At 35.7% G+C, this 19,074-nt stretch carries 12 protein-coding genes; 6 read left to right on the forward strand and 6 right to left on the reverse strand.

Going from position 1 to position 19,074, the window contains the following annotated elements; translation table 11 throughout:
• The first annotated feature begins 24 nt into the window (after positions 1-24).
• The 3 genes from IP023_RS08260 to IP023_RS08270 all read left to right on the forward strand — a co-directional run bounded on the left by IP023_RS08260 (position 25) and on the right by IP023_RS08270 (position 3,485).
• Complete coding sequence (locus IP023_RS08260; protein ID WP_241789794.1) at positions 25-504, forward strand: Lrp/AsnC family transcriptional regulator; 480 nt, start codon at positions 25-27, stop codon at positions 502-504.
• 1 nt (position 505) lies between these two features.
• Positions 506-1,630 (forward strand): DMT family transporter, encoded by a 1,125-nt coding sequence (locus IP023_RS08265; protein WP_241789795.1) that lies wholly within the window; start codon positions 506-508, stop codon positions 1,628-1,630.
• Positions 1,631-1,850: 220 nt separating this feature from the next.
• Positions 1,851-3,485, forward strand: coding sequence for a dihydroxyacetone kinase subunit DhaK (locus tag IP023_RS08270; RefSeq protein WP_241789796.1), 1,635 nt, complete (start codon positions 1,851-1,853; stop codon positions 3,483-3,485).
• Between the two features lie 3,007 nt (positions 3,486-6,492).
• Here IP023_RS08270 and IP023_RS08275 read toward each other — a convergent pair.
• The 4 genes from IP023_RS08275 to IP023_RS08290 are packed head-to-tail and all read right to left on the reverse strand — an operon-like array spanning position 6,493 to position 10,949.
• Positions 6,493-7,785 (reverse strand): M16 family metallopeptidase, encoded by a 1,293-nt coding sequence (locus IP023_RS08275; RefSeq protein ID WP_241789797.1) that lies wholly within the window; start codon positions 7,783-7,785, stop codon positions 6,493-6,495.
• Positions 7,763-9,016, reverse strand: a complete 1,254-nt coding sequence (locus IP023_RS08280; RefSeq protein WP_241789798.1) for a M16 family metallopeptidase — start codon at positions 9,014-9,016, stop codon at positions 7,763-7,765. The genes IP023_RS08275 and IP023_RS08280 overlap by 23 nt, the downstream gene beginning before the upstream one ends.
• A gap of 21 nt (positions 9,017-9,037) precedes the next feature.
• Positions 9,038-9,937 (reverse strand): oxygen-dependent coproporphyrinogen oxidase, encoded by a 900-nt coding sequence (hemF, locus tag IP023_RS08285; RefSeq protein ID WP_241789799.1) that lies wholly within the window; start codon positions 9,935-9,937, stop codon positions 9,038-9,040.
• Position 9,938: 1 nt separating this feature from the next.
• Entirely contained in the window at positions 9,939-10,949 is a 1,011-nt protein-coding gene (locus tag IP023_RS08290; protein ID WP_241789800.1) for an NAD(P)H-dependent glycerol-3-phosphate dehydrogenase, read from the reverse strand.
• 63 nt (positions 10,950-11,012) lie between these two features.
• On the opposite strand from IP023_RS08290, the gene IP023_RS08295 reads away from it, so the two are divergent.
• The gene (locus IP023_RS08295; RefSeq protein WP_241789801.1) at positions 11,013-11,630 is read left to right on the forward strand and encodes a sugar O-acetyltransferase; all 618 of its coding nucleotides are present in this window, start codon (positions 11,013-11,015) and stop codon (positions 11,628-11,630) included.
• Positions 11,631-12,022: 392 nt separating this feature from the next.
• Here IP023_RS08295 and IP023_RS08300 read toward each other — a convergent pair whose 3' ends face one another.
• Positions 12,023-12,922: a sugar phosphate isomerase/epimerase family protein gene (locus IP023_RS08300; RefSeq protein ID WP_241789802.1), complete on the reverse strand. Its 900-nt coding sequence runs from the start codon at positions 12,920-12,922 to the stop codon at positions 12,023-12,025.
• 97 nt (positions 12,923-13,019) lie between these two features.
• On the reverse strand, positions 13,020-13,751 hold the full coding sequence (locus IP023_RS08305) for an SIMPL domain-containing protein (RefSeq protein ID WP_241789803.1): 732 nt from the start codon (positions 13,749-13,751) through the stop codon (positions 13,020-13,022).
• Between the two features lie 113 nt (positions 13,752-13,864).
• On the opposite strand from IP023_RS08305, the gene IP023_RS08310 reads away from it, so the two are divergent.
• Both IP023_RS08310 and IP023_RS08315 read left to right on the forward strand, forming a co-directional pair.
• On the forward strand, positions 13,865-16,693 hold the full coding sequence (locus tag IP023_RS08310) for a prolyl oligopeptidase family serine peptidase (RefSeq protein ID WP_241789804.1): 2,829 nt from the start codon (positions 13,865-13,867) through the stop codon (positions 16,691-16,693).
• Positions 16,694-16,857: 164 nt separating this feature from the next.
• Complete coding sequence (locus IP023_RS08315; RefSeq protein WP_241789805.1) at positions 16,858-19,047, forward strand: glutamine synthetase III family protein; 2,190 nt, start codon at positions 16,858-16,860, stop codon at positions 19,045-19,047.
• Positions 19,048-19,074 lie beyond the last annotated feature (27 nt).

A 19,074-nucleotide genomic window follows, 5' to 3' on the forward strand; every position in this document is an offset into this window, starting at 1 on the left:
GAAATTACCTATTTTTACAGAATTATGTCGAAACTAGAAATATCATTAGATCATATCGATTTTCAAATCCTCCGCATTATGCAAAATAATGCAAGAACGAACAATGCTGATATAGCACGAGAATTGGGCATGGCACCATCAGCGATTCTTGAACGCGTTAAAAAATTAGAACAAAAAGATGTTATTTTACAATACAATGCCAAACTAAACCCCTTAGCATTGGACCAAAATCTACTATCTTTTATATTCATTAAAACTTCAGATATAATAGGGGAACAAGGTATAGCTTACCTACTTGCAGAAATACCCGAAGTACAAGAAGTACATGACATTGCTGGCGACGACGGCTATTTGATCAAAGTAAGAACAAATGATGCAGCTGGGTTAGTAGACTTAATGCGTAACACATTAGGAAAGATTGAAGGTATATTATCTACACGAACTACTATTGTCTTAGAAACAATCAAAGAAGAACAAAAAATAGTTGTGCCTAACGGAAAATAAAATGACACAAGAAAACAACCCTAGTATTGCACGTATTATTTTCGCCTACTTAGTTGTATACATTGTTTGGGGCTCTACGTTCTTTTTTATAGAAATGGCACTAGATTCATTCCCTACATTTGTACTCGGTTCGGTTCGATTTATAATAGCAGGATTTCTGCTCATGGCCTACTGTGGCCTCAAAGGCTACAAAATATTTAATAGAAAAGATATTAAACAAGCTGTATTCATTGGCTTCCTCCTATTATTTATAGACATGGCCGCCATCATATGGTCTGAGCAATATATCTCCAGCGGTATCGTTTCTATATTATCAGCAGCTACAGCTATATGGTTTATCATACTGGACAAACCCAAATGGAAAGAGAATTTCTCTAGCTTACCTACTGTTTTAGGACTACTACTAGGTTTTACAGGCGTGGTACTCTTATTTGGCGAACAAATAATGACTCCAGGAGATGAAGAAGGAAAAACTCAACGTATTATTGCGATGGCTGTATTGACAGTGGGTACTATTGGCTGGACAATAGGCTCTTTGGCTTCTAAATATAATAAAAGCCCAAAATCATCTACACAAAATAACAAAAAGGTAGAACCCTTAAATGTAATTGTAAAAACAGCATGGCAAATGATCACTGCAGGGTTTGCTTTTTCCATTACAGCAGTAGCAACAGGACAATACAGCACTTTTGATTTTAACAGCGTATTACCAAGAGATTGGGCTGCGATGACCTACCTCATACTGATGGGATCAATATTAGCATTCAGTTCTTATATTTGGTTACTGCAGGTACGTCCGGCTACAGAAGTAAGTACATATGCCTATGTAAATCCTATTGTAGCGCTTCTATTGGTACACTTTTTTACAGATCATGGCGTAACAGGCCTACAAATCATAGGCTTAGTGATTGTTTTATTCTCTGTTCTACTGATGAATTGGAATCTATACAAGAATAATAGAACAATTCGTGCTTTACGCTACCGCAAAAAGCTTAAGAACCTTAAAAACATGGCTCCCCGAAGCAGTATACCTAGAATAATAGAAGTGGCAGACTTCGAGAGTAAAGCCCAGAAGAAAAGAGAAGACAAAGAAATTAAAAACAATAGTAAAAAAGGTGAGATTTAGATCTCACCTTTTTTTTCAAAAGCCAACCTCCTTAAATACAATTGAACAAAATTTAAAGTTATTCCATAAACTTCCCAAGCCACAGCGTACATCTTTCTCGGCAACACTTAAACAATAGCACTCCTTCTGCATTCTTTAATCAACGGTTTATTTCTTTACTTTGTAATAAGAGCTACAACAAACAAAGGCTATTAAAATTCATTATAATTAAAACAACAATATGAAATCTTTTATAAACAAACCTGAAGATATAGTAAAAGAAGCGATTGACGGATTATTAATTAACGACAAATTAGCCAAACTTGATCGTTTCCCCGAAATCAAAGTTGTATTAAGAAATGATTGGGATAAATCTAAAGTCGCCTTAGTTTCTGGTGGAGGATCTGGACATGAGCCTGCACATGCCGGATTTGTTGGTGACGGTATGCTAACAGCTGCTGTATGTGGTGAAATATTCGCATCCCCCTCTGTAGATGCTGTTCTATCTGCTATAATGGCCGTGACTGGCGACGCCGGTTGCCTTCTAATTATAAAAAATTATACCGGTGACCGCTTAAACTTTGGCTTAGCAGCCGAACAAGCACGTGCTCTAGGCTACAAAGTAGAGACCGTAACTGTAGCGGATGACATTGCTTTGGGCGCTGATGTAAAACAGCGAGGAATAGCAGGAACAGTATTCGTCCACAAAATAGCTGGTTATTATGCTTCTATAGGTAAAAATTTAGAAGAAGTCGCTACCATAGCACGTCAAGTAGCAGAAAACACAGCTTCGATAGGATTAGCGCATACAGAATGTCAAATGTTTACAGGACAAAAAGAAGCACGACTAAAAGAAAATGAAGTAGAATTAGGATTAGGAATACATGGCGAGCCAGGTGCTGAAGTAATAGCGCAGCTCCCCATAAATGAACTAATATCTATAGCAGCTTCTAAAATCGAAAACCATTTTAACGATCCTAATGCTAAATATGCTGTTCTAATAAACAATTTAGGTACTGTAACACCTATCGAGATGAATGTAATAGCCAACGCTTTCAGTAAAACTAAATTAGCAAAGCAAACAAGCTATATAGTTGGCCCTGCAGCATTGATGACAGCATTAAATATGAATGGTTTTTCGCTATCAGTGTTGAAATTGACAGAGCAACTAGAAACAGGATTATTAGCAACAGTAGAACCTGAGTCATGGATCTGCGCAAAAAAACTTAGTCATCCAGCAACAATAACTACACCGCAACTTAGCGCGTTATTACCGTATAAGGTCACTAAGAATGAAGCTGTAGCATACATCATCACTTGTATCGCTAATACTTTTATTACCATAGAACAAGATATTAACGAATTAGATGCTAAAGTAGGGGATGGAGATGCTGGAGCAACTTTTGCATCGGTTTCAAAATTCATTCTTAAGAATCTAGATAAATTACCACTAGCAAACACAAAAGAAACATTAGAAAGTATCGGCCGTATCTTCTCGAGAGAAGCTGGTGGATCTAGCGGCGTATTAATGTCTATCCTTTTCTTGGGAGCTGCCAACAACTATGAACAACATCCAAAGCTCGGCAAAGCCTTGTTAGCTGGCCTAGAACGCATGAAAACCTATGGTGGCGCAAAAGTAGGCGATCGCACTATGATCGACGCTCTAGAGCCCGCATTTAAAGCCCTAGCGGAAGACCAGACTATTATAGAAGCTGCAATTGCATCACGCCAAGGAACAGAGAGCACCAAACAAGTAAGCAAAACACTTTACGGCAGATCTTCTTATATCCCTGAGGAGCTACTGTTAGGGATACAGGATCCTGGCGCTGAAGCCATGACACGTGTATTAGAGAATTTAGTAAAGAAGTTAAAATAACAACAGCATAACAAGGAGTTGAATATAAAGCTTAGCGCGTTAATATTTCAACTCCTTCAATCTATCCAGTAGTAACTGCAATTTTTACAAAAAGTGAATCTCCCTCTATTCACCTTAAACAACGCGCAGAACAAAAAAAACAAAGCAAAAAAACAAAGTATCCGACCTCTGAACTACTGGTCCGTTGATTTTTGAAGTTCTGTGGTAAAGATCCTTTAATTTTTTTATGGTTTACGGACAAAATATTTTCCAACATATGTTACATTTTGTACTTGCGATTCGCTTGCTCGCAATGACGTTTTTTAGTTCGTCATTGCGAGGAAGAATGACATGGCAATTTGCTAGGTTAAAACAGATTGCTTCGTACCTCGCAATGACGTTTTTTAGTTCGTCATTGTGAGGAAGAATGACGTGTCAATCTACTAGGTTAAAACAGATTGCTTCACATGCTCGTAATGACGTTTTTTAGTTCGTCATTGCGAGGAAGAATGACATGGCAATCTACTAGGTTAAAACAGATTGCTCCACATTCTCGTAATGACGTTTTTTAGTTCGTCATTGCGAGGAAGAATGACACGGCAATCTACTAGGTTAAAACAGATTGCTTCACATGCTCGCAATGACGTTTTTTAGTTCGTCATTGCGAGGAAGAATGACGTGTCAATCTACTAGGTTAAAACAGATTGCTTCACATGCTCGTAATGACGTTTTTTAGTTCGTCATTGCGAGGAAGAATGACACGGCAATTTGCTAGGTTAAAACAGATTGCTCCACATGCTCGTAATGACGTTTTTTAGTTCGTCATTGCGAGGAAGAATGACGTGCCAATCTACTAGGTTAAAACAGATTGCTTCACATGCTCGCATTGACGTTTTTTAGTTCGTCATTGTGAGGAGGAATGACGCGGCAATCTACTAGGTTAAAACAGATTGCTCCACATGCTCGTAATGACGTTTTTTAGTTCGTCATTGTGAGGAAGAATGACATGGCAATCTACTAGGTTAAAACAGATTGCTTCGTACCTCGCAATGACGTTTTTTAGTTCGTCATTGCGAGGAAGAATGACGTGTCAATCTACTAGGTTAAAACAGATTGCTTCACATGCTCGTAATGACGTTTTTTAGTTCGTCATTGTGAGGAAGAATGACATGGCAATCTGCTAGGTTAAAACAGATTGCTTCACATGCTCGTAATGACGTTTTTTAGTTCGTCATTGTGAGGAGGAATGACGCGGCAATCTACTAGGTTAAAACAGATTGCACCACATCCTCGCAATGCCGTTTTTTAGTTCGTCATTGCGAGGAAGAATGACACGGCAATCTACTAGGTTAAAACAGATTGCTTCGTACCTCGCAATGACGTTTTTTAGTTCGTCATTGTGAGGAAGAATGATGTGTCAATCTACTAGGTTAAAACAGATTGCTTCACATGCTCGTAATGACGTTTTTTAGTTCGTCATTGCGAGGAAGAATGACATGGCAATTTGCTAGGTTAAAACAGATTGCTCCACATGCTCGCAATGACGTTTTTTAGTTCGTCATTGTGAGGAAGAATGACATGGCAATCTACTAGGTTAAAACAGATTGCTTCACATGCTCGCAATGACGTATAAAAAAGGAATCAAAATGCGCTATTAGTATGAATATTGATCGGTGCAAACACATAATTTCAATACCACGTAACCTATATCAACAAAAATACATTATACTAAAAATATTAGTATAAAAATCACCTAATCAAACCTGTTGAAAAACAGCAAAATATTTAACCACATACAAACAAAAAAATAGACTACAAAGCCTAAGTGGCTTAAAACAACACAAAATACAGAAAATAATAAAAATTTACTTTTTAAAAATATAGATCTCTTAAATACTGATGTTTAAAGACACTAACTACACCTTTAATTAAATATAAAAACAACCCAAAAACATGATTGTTAACCAAAAGTTAATTAAATACATGAGCTAAAAATATTAACCAAAAAGAAATAAGTGACTCTGTACACAAATTAAAGCCTATTAGCCCCCGCTAATTAACCAGCGTAAAAGCAAGGATAAAAGAATAGTAAAACACATCTAAAATTCACGCCAAAACACGGAATATCAGCTTACCTCAAGGTAAAAAAAGCTACGACACAATTCCTATAACTACACAGCTCCCCTCCTCTACCGCACACAACAAAAACCATAGCTTGCAACACTCAACTTTATAACTAAGCAAGGTAAATCAACTTTAACAGCATGTTCAACTACCAAGAACCACGTCTACAATTAAGGCTATAAACAAGAAACGATAACCCTAAAACCAAATAGAAAATAGACATAAAAATAAGCTCTTCTACTTTGTTATATTTAAACAAAATACAGGTCAAAAAAAAAGAAATTCGCAATACTTTATTGATACGTACTTGGGTATATTAGTCGACGTCAAAAGGAAATTCCTATGGGTAAAAAAAGCACCCTATAGCCATATGAATTTATCAATAAGCAGTAAGCTAAAAACCTCACAAAATACCGGAAGACCTAGCGACAAACCTTTCAATAAATACAAATTAGTAAACAGCTACTTCAATTAGAAATTGAGTAAACAACAGGACTATTTACAATAGCAAAACAGCGCAGCTATTCAGCGCTTATACGAACCACCTTGTACATTATAAAACGATTTTTTGAAAAGAAACACAAAGGAGCGCAGAGGTTATATCCCCCTTAACTCACACTAACATGTAATTAAAATAGATCAAAAAAATTAGGTTACACAAGATTTGCAGTCCTATAAATACAAATAAATAAGATCCGGAAGGGTATCGAAATAGCAGGTAATATCAACCAATATAAGTACAATAATTAGGTAACCTATTTCAATATACGAAAGCTTCCAAGCAAAAAAAATGTGAAGCCCTTTTTAATCAGACTTCACATTTATATAGTTTCTACCAGGCTAGAATTGTAGCCTTTACAGTGCAGCAGAATATCCTAGAATATCATAAATACAGCGAATAGGATTAATTCAACTGCCCTACTACAACTTTCACCATCTTATCATAATCAAAGTATTTATGTGCGATCTCCTGCACCTTTAATGGATCCATTGCATTCATTACATCTGCATAATAATCATAATAGCTCAAATCCATACCTGAATAATAAACAGCTTTATATTTATCTGCATGTGAAAATATACTCTCTAAACTACCCAAAAGAACACCCTGCATATAATTACGCACTAATGCGATTTCATCCTCTTCAGCAAGCTCATTACCCAATAACTTAAACTCCTTTTCTATTTCATCCATGGTCGCCTGTGTCACATCTACCCCAACCTCCGAAGCAATAGTAAAAAAACCTGCGTGCTGTAAGCTTACCGCAGCAGAGCCAATACTATACGTATAACCTTTGTCTTCGCGAATATTACGCATCAAGCGAGAGCCAAAAAAACCTCCAAAAAGCGTATTTACAAATTGTAATGCCGGAAAATCAGGATGCTCACGATTAATAGAATGTCCTCCTATACGAATTGCAGACTGTAATGACTCTGCTTTAAAATCTGTTATAATCTGACTTTTCACTTCACCTAGTACGAATAAATCTTTATCGCGATCGGAATATGTATTTTCCCATTGCTGGCCAAAGATAGAATCTACAATAGCCAACACATCCTTAGTAACATTACCTGCTACAAATAATGTGCAATTGCTGGGTTGAATCTGCTTATTATATAACTTCAATAAACTTTCTCTGGTAATCGCGTCAAAAGCTTCTGGAGAAGGCACCGCCCCATATCTATTATCACCGAATACATTTTGATAGAAAAGACGTCTAGCTATAAAATCATTCTTTTTTAAAGATATCTCCAATGACTGCTTATTATTACGTACATAAGTATCCAACTCTTTCTGCGGAAATATAGAATGCTGAAGAATATCTGATACTATAGGTAATACTTGAGCTACATGCTTGTGCATGGTATACAAAGTCAACGAAGTATGATCAAAGCTGTATTCTGGCATCAAATAAGCACCCAAAAAATCAATTTCATCTGCTATTTGCCCACTAGTACGGCTAGAAGTACCTTCTTTGAACATAGCTGACAACGCTGTGTTCATCAATGTAAGCTCATGCGTATCAAAATGATTTTCAAAGACAAACTCAAATTTTATCAATTCCAATTCTGGAGATTGAAAGACAAAGGCTTTCAAGCCATTAGCATATTCAAAAGATTCAGGCTCATGGATGGCCAATTTATTAATAGGTTGAAACGCCGGTGCAATAGTTCTATTCAACATTTGATCCTCCATTTGATTTATATAATAATGTTGATGAATTTTCTTTTACAAAAAGCATATTTGCTACTTCTTTTATTTGTTTAGCATCGACTTCATCATATTTGGCTACTTCCTTATTATAATCTTCAGCCGAACTAAGGGCCTCGTAATACGCTAAATTCATGGCTTTATCTAAAATCGATAATTCAGAAAACAATAAAGTAGATTCAATTTTATTTTTAACTTTCTGTAGCTCTTCCTCTTCTACAAATTCAGCTTTAATACGTTCCAATTGTTCCCAAATAGCCGCTTCCGCCTTTTCCAATGATACGCCATTAGAAGGTTTGCCTTCTACGACAAATAGATTGGGATCAATACTTCCCATTAGATAAGCATTAATCTCGCTAAAAATAGGTTCATTTTTGACCAAAGCTCGATATAAACGAGAGGAAGAACCTCGAGATAAAATGTCTGATAACAAATCCATCGTTTGGTATTCTTTGGAAAGACGATCAGGACCATGAAAAGCGATGTAAATACTATCTACAGGAACATCAGCCTCTGCTATCTCCCTTCTGGATTCGGTTTGCTTAGGCTCGACAGATAGATTACGCACTATCTCTTCACCAGAAGCAATATCACCGAACCACTTTTCAGACAACCGTTTTACTTCTTCAAAATCAACATCACCCGCAACAACCATTACGGCGTTATTAGGGCTATAATATTTAGTAAAAAAACGCTTTACATCATCCATTTGAGCTTCCTCAATATGACTTATCTCTTTACCAATAGTAGCCCAACGATACGGATGTTCCTTATAAGCGAGCGGGCGCAACTTCAACCACACGTCACCATAAGGCTGATTAAGGTAGCGCTGCTTAAACTCTTCGATAACCACTTGACGTTGAACATCTAAACTTTTCTCACTAAAAGCTAAGCTCAACATACGATCACTCTCCAACCAAAAAGCAGTTTCTAAATTATTAGCTGGCAATGTCAGATAATAATTTGTGATATCATTACTTGTAAAGGCGTTATTCTCACCGCCTACCAATTGTAATGGTGCATCATAACTCGGGATATTTACCGAACCTCCAAACATCAAATGCTCAAATAAGTGGGCGAAACCTGTCTGATCCGGAGACTCATCTCGAGCCCCCACTTTATACAATATATTGACAACAGCCATTGCTGTATTGTGATCTTCATGCACTAATACAGTCAATCCATTGTCTAATTTAAACCTTTTGAAATTTATCATTGATTAGTTTTATACCAATACCTATTCTACCCAATTCACACCCTTGCGCAAATAATCTAGCGTCTGCTGCTCCGCTGATCCTGGAATAGCCTTAAAATCATAAAACCAATTTGCCTGCGCAGGCAAGCTCATCAAAATAGATTCTATTCTACCATTTGTCTCAAGACCAAATTTAGTACCAGAATCATATACCAAATTAAACTCTACATAACGTCCTCTACGTAACAGTTGCCAGTCTTTATGCGTAGTAGTAAATGTATCTTTACTGTGTCTATTTACTAATTCTGTATAAGTAGGCGCGAAAGTACGCCCTAAATCACAAGAGAAATTAAATATTTCTTCGTAAGACAACCCTGTCTTTTCTGGAGTTAGTTTATCATAAAAAACACCACCAATCCCGCGCGTTTCATTGCGGTGCTTGATAAAGAAATAATTATCCGCCCAAGTTTTAAACTCCGCATAGAAATCAGCATGATGTTTATCACATACATTCTTCAATTGCTGGTGAAAAAACGTGGCATCATCTGCTATGACATAATGTGGTGTCAAATCTATCCCACCACCAAACCAACGCATATTTTCATTCAATTCGAAATAACGAATATTCATATGAATGATAGGTACATGCGGATTATTAGGATGAATAACAATAGATACACCTGTAGCAAAGAAGTCCTCTTCGTCTACAGCAAAAGCTTTCTTAATAGCCTCCGGTAATTTACCATAAACAGCCGAAAAATTTACACCCCCTTTTTCGAAGAGATTACCGTTCTGAATAATACGTGTTCGACCACCGCCTCCGCCATCTCTTTCCCAAATCTCTTCTTGAAACTTAGCTTTACCGTCTAAAGCTTCAAGGGCAGCACATATCTCATCCTGTATCTGCTGATATTCCGCAGCTATTCTTTCCTTATTAATCATTTTATATAAAAATTTTGGCTAATTCAGCTACTTCTCGTGTCGCCGACTTATGATTATATAACACTTGATACACCATATTACAAATAGGCATATCCAAATTATGCTTTTGAATTATAGATTGAATACAGCCTGAAGCATAGTATCCTTCAGCCACCATATTCATTTCCAATTGAGCAGATTGAACGGTATATCCTTTACCAATCATATTACCAAAAGTACGATTACGACTAAATTGAGAATATGCAGTAACTAATAAATCACCCAAATATGCCGACGCCTTAATATCTCGAGCTCGAGGAGACAATGCATTAACAAAATAATCCATCTCTCGAAGTGCATTAGATACTAAAACCGCTTGAAAATTATCCCCATAACCGAGTCCGTGACACATACCACCTGCTAAAGCATATATATTCTTAAGAACAGCGCCATATTCTATCCCCATTGTATCTGGAGAGATCACTGTCTTAATATAATGCGATGCAAAAAAAGTAGCTACTTTTGTCGCTAATTCTAGGTTATTACATCCAAAAGTTAAGTAAGACAATTTCTCTTGTGCCACTTCTTCCGCATGACAGGGGCCTGCTATAACAACAATATCTTGCAGACTTATATTATATTTTTCCACTAAATAATCCCCTACTGCTTGATTTTCATCAGGAATAATCCCCTTAATAGCAGACACCACGATTTTTCCTTTAAAATCTGCCTCACAAACATCTTTTAGCGCATCTTTCAAATAAGCCGCCGGTGTATTAAGCACAATAATATCAGAAGCTTGAATTACATCCTTTGCATCTATATATATATTATGCGGAGCAACTTTTATTTCTACAGCAGATAAATAAGATGGATTATGCTTAAAACTAACGATGTAATCCCGATCCTCTTCCTTCCTCACCCACCATAATACATTTTTAGGTTGAGTATTGTCGGTCAACATTTTGACCATAGCAGTAGCCCAACTTCCACTACCTACAATTCCAATTTTCAAACTAGTTTCCTTACTCATTATAGCAAAGATACTTAATTTTAGTATCTTCAACAGCTATAGAATACTCTAAATGCTAAGCGAATGTCAAAATCAGAAAAAGAGAAAATGGTTGCAGGAGAACCATATTATGCAAATGCTCCAGAATTAGCCCCTTTACGACTAAATGCGCAGCGGGCATGTTATCGCTATAATCAAATCGACCCTAAAAACTATAAAGAGCGAAAATCAGTACTAAAAGCACTATTTGGTAGCGTACCGAATATGTTTCACGTTGAACAACCCTTCTATTGCGACTATGGATTTAACATTGAAATAGGTAATAATTTCTTTTCCAATTACCATCTTACCATACTAGATACCGCTCCTGTCAAGATAGGTAATGATGTCATGTTCGGTCCTAATGTTTCTATTTATACCGCGGGACATCCTATTCATCACGAGATTAGAAATACATTGTTAGAATATGCACTACCTGTTACTATAGGTGACAATGTATGGCTAGGTGGCAATGTAGTGATAAATCCTAATGTTACTATAGGTGAAAATACAGTTATTGGATCAGGATCTGTCGTTACAAAAGATATCCCTGCAAATGTTATTGCTGTGGGAAATCCATGTCGCGTAATTCGTGAAATTACACCTGAAGATAAGGCTTATTATTATAAGCAAAGAAAATTAGCTGATTACAATATTATATAGAAAAAAATCCTGAAGCTAGGGGGCTTCAGGATTACCAAACCAATTATTAACCTAAATACAATTTTATTTAGAAAACTATATCATTATAAATAATACAACTACTGTGCCATTAAATTACAGATTGAAAGATAGCGATTTAAATTTGGACAAAAATAGTAATCCTGAAGTGGGGAACTCCAGGACTACCAAACCAATTATTAATCTAAATTATGAAATAATGAATAATTACCTCAATACAAAGATTGACATTAAACAGCTTAAAAAAGGATAAATTAACATAATTTAACACTATCAAGGATTGCGAATATTTATTAATTTGATATTAATTAATATTTAAATAAATAAGAAAAATACTAGCGTATTCAAGAAAATATAAAAAAAACAAATCCCTTTTAATTCGTAATAATTAGATCCAACTGCCGTGACAATTTTTGTAAATGTGCCGCATTTCCACCTCCTACTTCCAAGGTAATCCACTCTCCTTTATAATCTATTTCCTTAAGTTTTCGCATCACCTGTTTCCAATTCACATCACCTTGATTTAACTCAACGTTGAAACCCTTCCGAAGTCCCTCTTGGTCCATTTTGGAACGACTAAATTCTTTCGCATGTAATTTGAATATTTTAGAATTTAATGTTTCTATCCAATGCTCAGGCCATCCATAACGTAAGACATTACCAATATCAAAATACCAGCCAAACAAAGGGTGATTGATTTGTTCCAAAAAATACTTTGCTTCAACAGGACTAATCAAAAAATTATTCCATACGTTCTCAAACCCGATTTTAACACCTGATTTTTCTACTAATGGGATTAATTCGGTTACCGTCTGCATCGTATTATTATAAGCAAGCTCATAAGGCATATTTTCACTAACAATGCCAGGTACTACTAACAGTGTATCACCTCCCAAAATCCTTGTTTGTTCCAATGATTGGTTAATAGATTTAACAATTTGCTGACGTATATTTAGATCTGATGTACTTAAAGGAATGGACCAGTGATCTTTGTTAACCGTACTCGGCACTTGAATCCCTGTCTGTTCGATAGCATTTACTAGTTCGTTAATATCTATATTGGTAGGACTATTTATTTCAATCCCGTCGAATCCTAAGTCTCGCACCAACTTAAATTTATCAAGCACAGAAAGATCTTCACGAATCATATCATAACCTAATCCTTTTTTCAAGAATTTGGTATTCGAAGATTGTGAAGCTAAAGAAATAGAAGGAGCTACTATAGTCGACCCGACCAACAATGAAGCGGAGCGAATAAAATCTTTACGAAGCATATTGGGTTTAGTTAATTAAATTTGAAACCTAAAATACCAAATAATAGCAATCTATAACGTAAAGATGTAATTACAATAATAATACTGTTATTAATTGTTAAAGACCATAACTAGCTTTAATCGTTATGTTGGCAGTTTTAAATCGTGAAGTAGTATTAAATACCCCACCGTAAGAATATTCTTCATTATCATTTTGTCCTGTAATCTGGAATATTCCTAAATCAGCCTTTTTAATATCCCCTAGCGTAGAGCCAGATTCCTTAGCAATATTTTCAGCTCTAGCTTTGGCATTTTTGGAAGCCTCAGCAATTAGCGCTAATTTAAGATCTTCTAATTTAGAATAATAATAGCTAGGTGTATTCGAGGACAATTCAACCCCTTGAGAGATTAACGCAGATATAGCACGAGATGCATTATCGACTTTTACTAAATCTTTGGATTCTACACTTATGGTCTGAGTCAAGCTATATCCCGAAAAAGTATTGAAACTATTACCATTAGCATCAGTATGGTAGGAAAAATCTTTAGAAATATTAATAGCATTGAATACTATTTCACTTTCTGCAATCCCCTGTTCAATCAAAAATCTCTTTACCAACGCACGATCACTTTTCAATTCTTCAGAGGCTTCACTTAAGCTCATTGACTTTTGGCTGTACGTAGCTGTCCATTTTACGATATCAGATTCAAAATCCTTCTTAGCATTACCTGTTACATTAATTGTATTATTTGCATTGTACTTAAATCTATAGGCATTTCCAAAAATACAAGCAACAACGATTATAGCAACTGCAGCAATTATAGTGATAATTATAGAATTTGATTTCATGAGGTATTCTTTATAAGTAAGTTTAAATATACGAAAAATTAACGTGCTAAAATTGTTGCAAAACAAAAGAATCCATTTTATTACTTTTGGGTATAAAAGATTATAAGCATTCAATGAAAAAACAACTTACATTATTAACCTTAGGGTTGGTTACCACGCAAGCATTTGCGCAAAAACCACCTATCGATCATTCTGTTTATGATCTTTGGAAAAGCATAAGTAACAATAGCATTTCTAAAAGCGGAAAACTAGTGTACTATAGTATATCTCCACAAGAAGGAGATACAGAGACTGTTTTAAAAACAGCTAATAATACACTAATCAAATCATTTGATAGAGGAATAAATGGCAAATTGAATAATAGCGAAAATCAGTTTGTAGTAACGCTAAAACCATATTTTAAAGAAACAAGAGAAGCTAAAATCAAGAAAAAGAAGGCCGACGATTTGCCTAAAGACTCTTTAGCGATATTCAGCTTCGATAAAACGCAAAAATATAACAATATTGGCGCTATAAAAAGCCACAAAACAGCTTTTGAATTTGAGGATTATATTGCTTATGTCCAAGACCTAAATATACCTACAAAACAAGATACTACTAAAAGTAAAGCTGAAAATACCGGAAAAAAAACGGATAATAAAAATTCTAAAAAAGAAGCTGTATTAATATTATATAAATTAAGCACAGCAGATACACTGCAATTTTGGAAAGCTGATTCCTATTCGTTTAGTAATGACGAGCGCTATTTGGTATTCAACAAAAAGACAGGGGAGAAAGATAGTTCGGGGGTAGATGGATTATATCTATACGATATCGTAAAAAAGGAGATAAAAAAAATATCACATGGTAAAGGTGTCTATAAAAACTTTACCTTCGACGACAAAAACCATCAACTCGCTTTCCTAGCAGATAAAAGCCCTGTTAAGAACCCTACAAAGGATTTCAAACTATATTACTATTCACCTGCCTTAGATACAGCAAAAATCATAGCGGATAAAAACACAGCCAATATCCCCAAAGATTGGTACGTATCCGGCGACGGCAGCCTAACCTTCAATGGTTCGGGTAAAAAGATATTCTTTGGCTTAGCACCTATTCCTGCCGTAAAAGATACAACGCTTGTAGAGTTTGAAAATGCTAAAGTAGATATTTGGCATTGGAAAGATGAAACGTTGATGACGCAACAACTCGTTAACTTAAAAAGAGATCAATCGAAGAGTTACCTTAGCGCTTACGATATTAATACAAATTCCGTTGTACCTTTATTAACTGAAAAATTCAATAGATATAGTTCTTCGGACACTGGTAATGAAGAATGGATATTAGCGACATCAAATTTTGGTAAAACTATCGAAATGCAATGGCAAGGATTTACAGCTCAAGATATATATATTATAAATACAACAAATGGTGATCAGAAACTGATCAAAAAAGATTGGTTTGGCCACGCTTACTTATCTCCTGATGCTAAAAATATAGTTTTATTTAATAATGAAAATCAGCAATGGTACGCCTACGATATCACCTCAGGTACCGAAAAAGCTTTAACCGATAATATTAACGTAACCTTTGCGAATGAATTAAATGATATGCCAATATCTCCTTCGTCATATGGGATAGCTGCGTGGTCATCAGACTACAAAGGTATCTATCTGAATGATAGATATGATATTTGGTATATTTCACTAGATGGAAAGACCAAAGAAAATATCACTAAGTCATATGGTAGAACGAATAAAATAACATTTAGAGTATTAAATTTAAAAATACCTACTTTACGTCCTAAAGCATTCACTATAGACAAGAAAGAAAACCTTATTCTATCAAGTTTCAATGAAATTAATAAGGAAAATGGCTTCTTTTCATTGAATTTAGCAAAAAATAGTGACCCAAAGCAGATTATTCAGGACAAATACTCGTATAAATCAATACAATCTGATGCAAACAACAAAACATTGGTCTATGTTAAAGAAAACTATAGTACAAGTCCCAATATTTATTTGTCCCATGACTTCAAAGACGAGATTCAACTCACAGATATTAATGCACAACAAGAAAAATACAACTGGGGAACAGCTGAATTGGTTCATTGGACAACTCCTAAAGGATATAAAGCAGAAGGAATATTATACAAACCTGAAGATTTTGACCCTAACAAGAAATACCCTATCATAGCGTATTTTTATGAAACATCAACAGAGGGCCTTTACAGCTACCAAGCACCGGCTCCTACGCCATCACGTTTGAATATCCCTTACTACGTAAGTAATGGATACTTGGTATTCTCACCGGATATAAGGTATGAGATCGGTTATCCGGGGCAATCTGCTGAGGAATATATCAACTCCGGAATGCGCTATTTAGCGGAGAACAATAAATGGGTTGATTCCACCAAAATGGCGATACAGGGACAAAGCTGGGGTGGTTACCAGGTAGCTCACTTAATAACACGTACGAATATGTATGCTGCGGCATGGACAGGTGCTCCAGTTGTAAACATGACATCGGCATATGGTGGTATACGTTGGGGAACAGGGATGTCTCGTCAATTTCAGTATGAGAAAACACAAAGCCGTCTTGGTGCTACCTTATGGGAAAATAGGGATCTATATATAGAAAATTCTCCTTTATTCTTTATGGATAAAGTAAATACCCCTGTAGCTATAATGCACAATGATAATGATGGTGCGGTGCCATGGTACCAAGGGATAGAGATGTTCACCGCTTTACGCAGGCTTCAGAAGCCAGTATGGTTATTAAATTATAATGGTGATGATCATAATTTATTACAAAGACAAAACAGGAAAGACATACAATTACGCCAATCTCAATTTTTTGACCACTTTTTAAAAGGAAAACCTGCCGCAGAATGGATAGAAAAAGGTGTTCCTGCACTAAAAAAAGGCATAAATTGGGGTACAGAAATCAATAAACACCAATAAATACTCAAAAATCAACAACAAAAACCTCTAAAAAACCTTTTAAAGTCATTTTTTAGAGGTTTTTTTGTTTTTTTTCAAAAAAAATGTGTTTTTTAATTTTCAAAATGTATTTTTGAACTATCATAACGAAACGAAACGTAAAAATATTCAACTATACACCCAAAATGTCAAACTTTAGATTCGAATCAGTAAATGTGGCTTCTACAAGAAGTACATCATCAGAGGAAAAGGTAGTTACGAAAAGAGCAATCAATATTTATGGCAAAAATGTATTTACAATTGCCAAAATGAAAGATTACTTGCCTAAGACTACTTTCAAAGAATTATCAAAATCAATCGAAGAGAATGAGCCTATCACTCGTGAATTAGCTGAGTTTATCTCTCAAGCCATGAAACTATGGGCTTTAGAAAATGGTGTTTCTCACTACACGCACTGGTTCCAACCCTTAACAGGAACTACTGCAGAAAAGCACGATGCTTTCTTCGAACCTGACGAAAATGGTAATGCTATTGAAAAATTTACGGCTGATGCATTAGTTCAACAAGAGCCAGATGCTTCTTCATTCCCTAACGGAGGAATCCGTAATACGTTTGAAGCTCGTGGTTATACTGCTTGGGATCCTTCATCTCCAGCATTTATCTTCGAGACTGCTGCTGGTAAGACATTATGTATCCCTACGGTATTCGTATCTTATACAGGTGAATCTTTAGATTACAAAGCTCCTTTATTAAAAGCTGTTAGTGCGATTGATAAAGCGGCTACAGATGTAGCTCAATACTTTGACAAAGGTATCACTAAAGTAAATGCATCTTTAGGTATCGAGCAAGAATATTTCTTAGTTGACTTGGCTTTATATAACGCTCGTCCAGATTTACAATTGACGGGTCGTGCATTATTTGGACATATGTCCGCTAAAGGACAACAATTAGATGACCACTATTTTGGTTCAATTCCTGAGCGCGTTCTAGCATTCATGGTAGATTTAGAAAATGAATCTTTAAAATTAGGCATCCCTTTAAAAACACGTCATAATGAAGTAGCACCTTCACAATTTGAGTGTGCTCCTATGTATGAAGAGATCAACTTAGCAATCGATCACAACCAATTGTTGATGAACGTAATGGAGCAAGTTGCTATCCGTCATAACTTTAAAGTATTATTACACGAAAAACCATATTCTGGTGTTAATGGTTCTGGTAAACACAATAACTGGTCATTGATCACTAATACAGGCGTTAACTTATTATCTCCTGGTAAAACTCCAAAAAACAACTTGATGTTCTTAACGTACTTCGTTAACACCATCAAAGCTGTTCACCAATATGCTGACTTATTACGAGCATCTATCGCTAGTGCAAGTAATGACCACCGCTTAGGTGCTAATGAGGCTCCTCCTGCTATCATCTCTATCTTCTTAGGATCACAATTGGATGAAATATTAGAAGAAGTTGAATCAGCACGCGTAGCTAAGAAGGTGAAATCGGAGGCTAACTTATGGCATGGTATTCCAAAAATCCCTGAATTGAGATTGGATACAACAGACCGTAACCGTACGTCACCATTTGCGTTCACAGGAAACAAGTTTGAATTCCGTGCTGTAGGATCATCAGCAAACTCTGCATTACCGATGACTGTATTAAATACAATCGTTGCGGCACAATTGATTGATTTCAAAATTGAAGTAGACAAACAAATCAAAAAAGGCACGAAAAAAGACTTAGCCATCTTAAACGTAATCCGCAAATACATCAAAGAATCTAAAGCTATTCGTTTTGAAGGCAATGGTTACAGTGATGAGTGGGCTGCTGAAGCTGAAGCTAGAGGATTATCTAATATCAAGTCTACGCCAAAAGCATTAGACGTTTATGTAACTGAAGAGTCTTTAGAATTGTTCGAAAGATTAGGTATTTATACAAAACGTGAATCTGAAGCGCGTCATGAAATATTGTTAGAGAACTTCTACAAAAAATTACAAATCGAAGCGCGTGTTATCGGAGAGATTGTAAACAGTCAAATCGCTCCTGCATGTTTCACGTACCAAAATGAGTTGATCACTAACGTTAAAGGATTGAAAGATTTAGGTTTAGCAAAAGAAGCTTACTCTTCACAACTAAACTTAGTAGAGCGTATTTCTAAGCACACAAATCTTATCTTAGAGAAATCTGAAGAAATGCGTCAAGCACGTAAAAAAGCAAATACTATCGAAGATATGCGTGAGTTAGCGATTGCTTACGATCAAATCGTAAAACCATACTTCGATGATATCCGTTACCACGTTAACAAATTGGAGAAAATTGTTGACGATGCTAAATGGCCACTTCCAAAATTACGCGAGTTGCTATTTATTCACTAAGACTAACTAATCAATCATTTATATTAA

The organism is Sphingobacterium rhinopitheci (genome assembly GCF_022627575.1).
Classification (GTDB): Bacteria; Bacteroidota; Bacteroidia; order Sphingobacteriales; family Sphingobacteriaceae; genus Sphingobacterium; species Sphingobacterium rhinopitheci.

What these genes read in the sequence shown, in the direction of transcription:
- IP023_RS08260 (WP_241789794.1), top strand. Translation starts at nt 25, where the DNA reads ATGTCGAAACTAGAAATATCATTAGATCATATCGATTTTCAAATCCTC.
- IP023_RS08265 (WP_241789795.1), top strand. Translation starts at nt 506, where the DNA reads ATGACACAAGAAAACAACCCTAGTATTGCACGTATTATTTTCGCCTAC.
- IP023_RS08270 (WP_241789796.1), top strand. Translation starts at nt 1,851, where the DNA reads ATGAAATCTTTTATAAACAAACCTGAAGATATAGTAAAAGAAGCGATT.
- IP023_RS08275 (WP_241789797.1), bottom strand. Translation starts at nt 7,785, where the DNA reads ATGGAGGATCAAATGTTGAATAGAACTATTGCACCGGCGTTTCAACCT.
- IP023_RS08280 (WP_241789798.1), bottom strand. Translation starts at nt 9,016, where the DNA reads ATGATAAATTTCAAAAGGTTTAAATTAGACAATGGATTGACTGTATTA.
- hemF (WP_241789799.1), bottom strand. Translation starts at nt 9,937, where the DNA reads ATGATTAATAAGGAAAGAATAGCTGCGGAATATCAGCAGATACAGGAT.
- IP023_RS08290 (WP_241789800.1), bottom strand. Translation starts at nt 10,949, where the DNA reads ATGAGTAAGGAAACTAGTTTGAAAATTGGAATTGTAGGTAGTGGAAGT.
- IP023_RS08295 (WP_241789801.1), top strand. Translation starts at nt 11,013, where the DNA reads ATGTCAAAATCAGAAAAAGAGAAAATGGTTGCAGGAGAACCATATTAT.
- IP023_RS08300 (WP_241789802.1), bottom strand. Translation starts at nt 12,922, where the DNA reads ATGCTTCGTAAAGATTTTATTCGCTCCGCTTCATTGTTGGTCGGGTCG.
- IP023_RS08305 (WP_241789803.1), bottom strand. Translation starts at nt 13,751, where the DNA reads ATGAAATCAAATTCTATAATTATCACTATAATTGCTGCAGTTGCTATA.
- IP023_RS08310 (WP_241789804.1), top strand. Translation starts at nt 13,865, where the DNA reads ATGAAAAAACAACTTACATTATTAACCTTAGGGTTGGTTACCACGCAA.
- IP023_RS08315 (WP_241789805.1), top strand. Translation starts at nt 16,858, where the DNA reads ATGTCAAACTTTAGATTCGAATCAGTAAATGTGGCTTCTACAAGAAGT.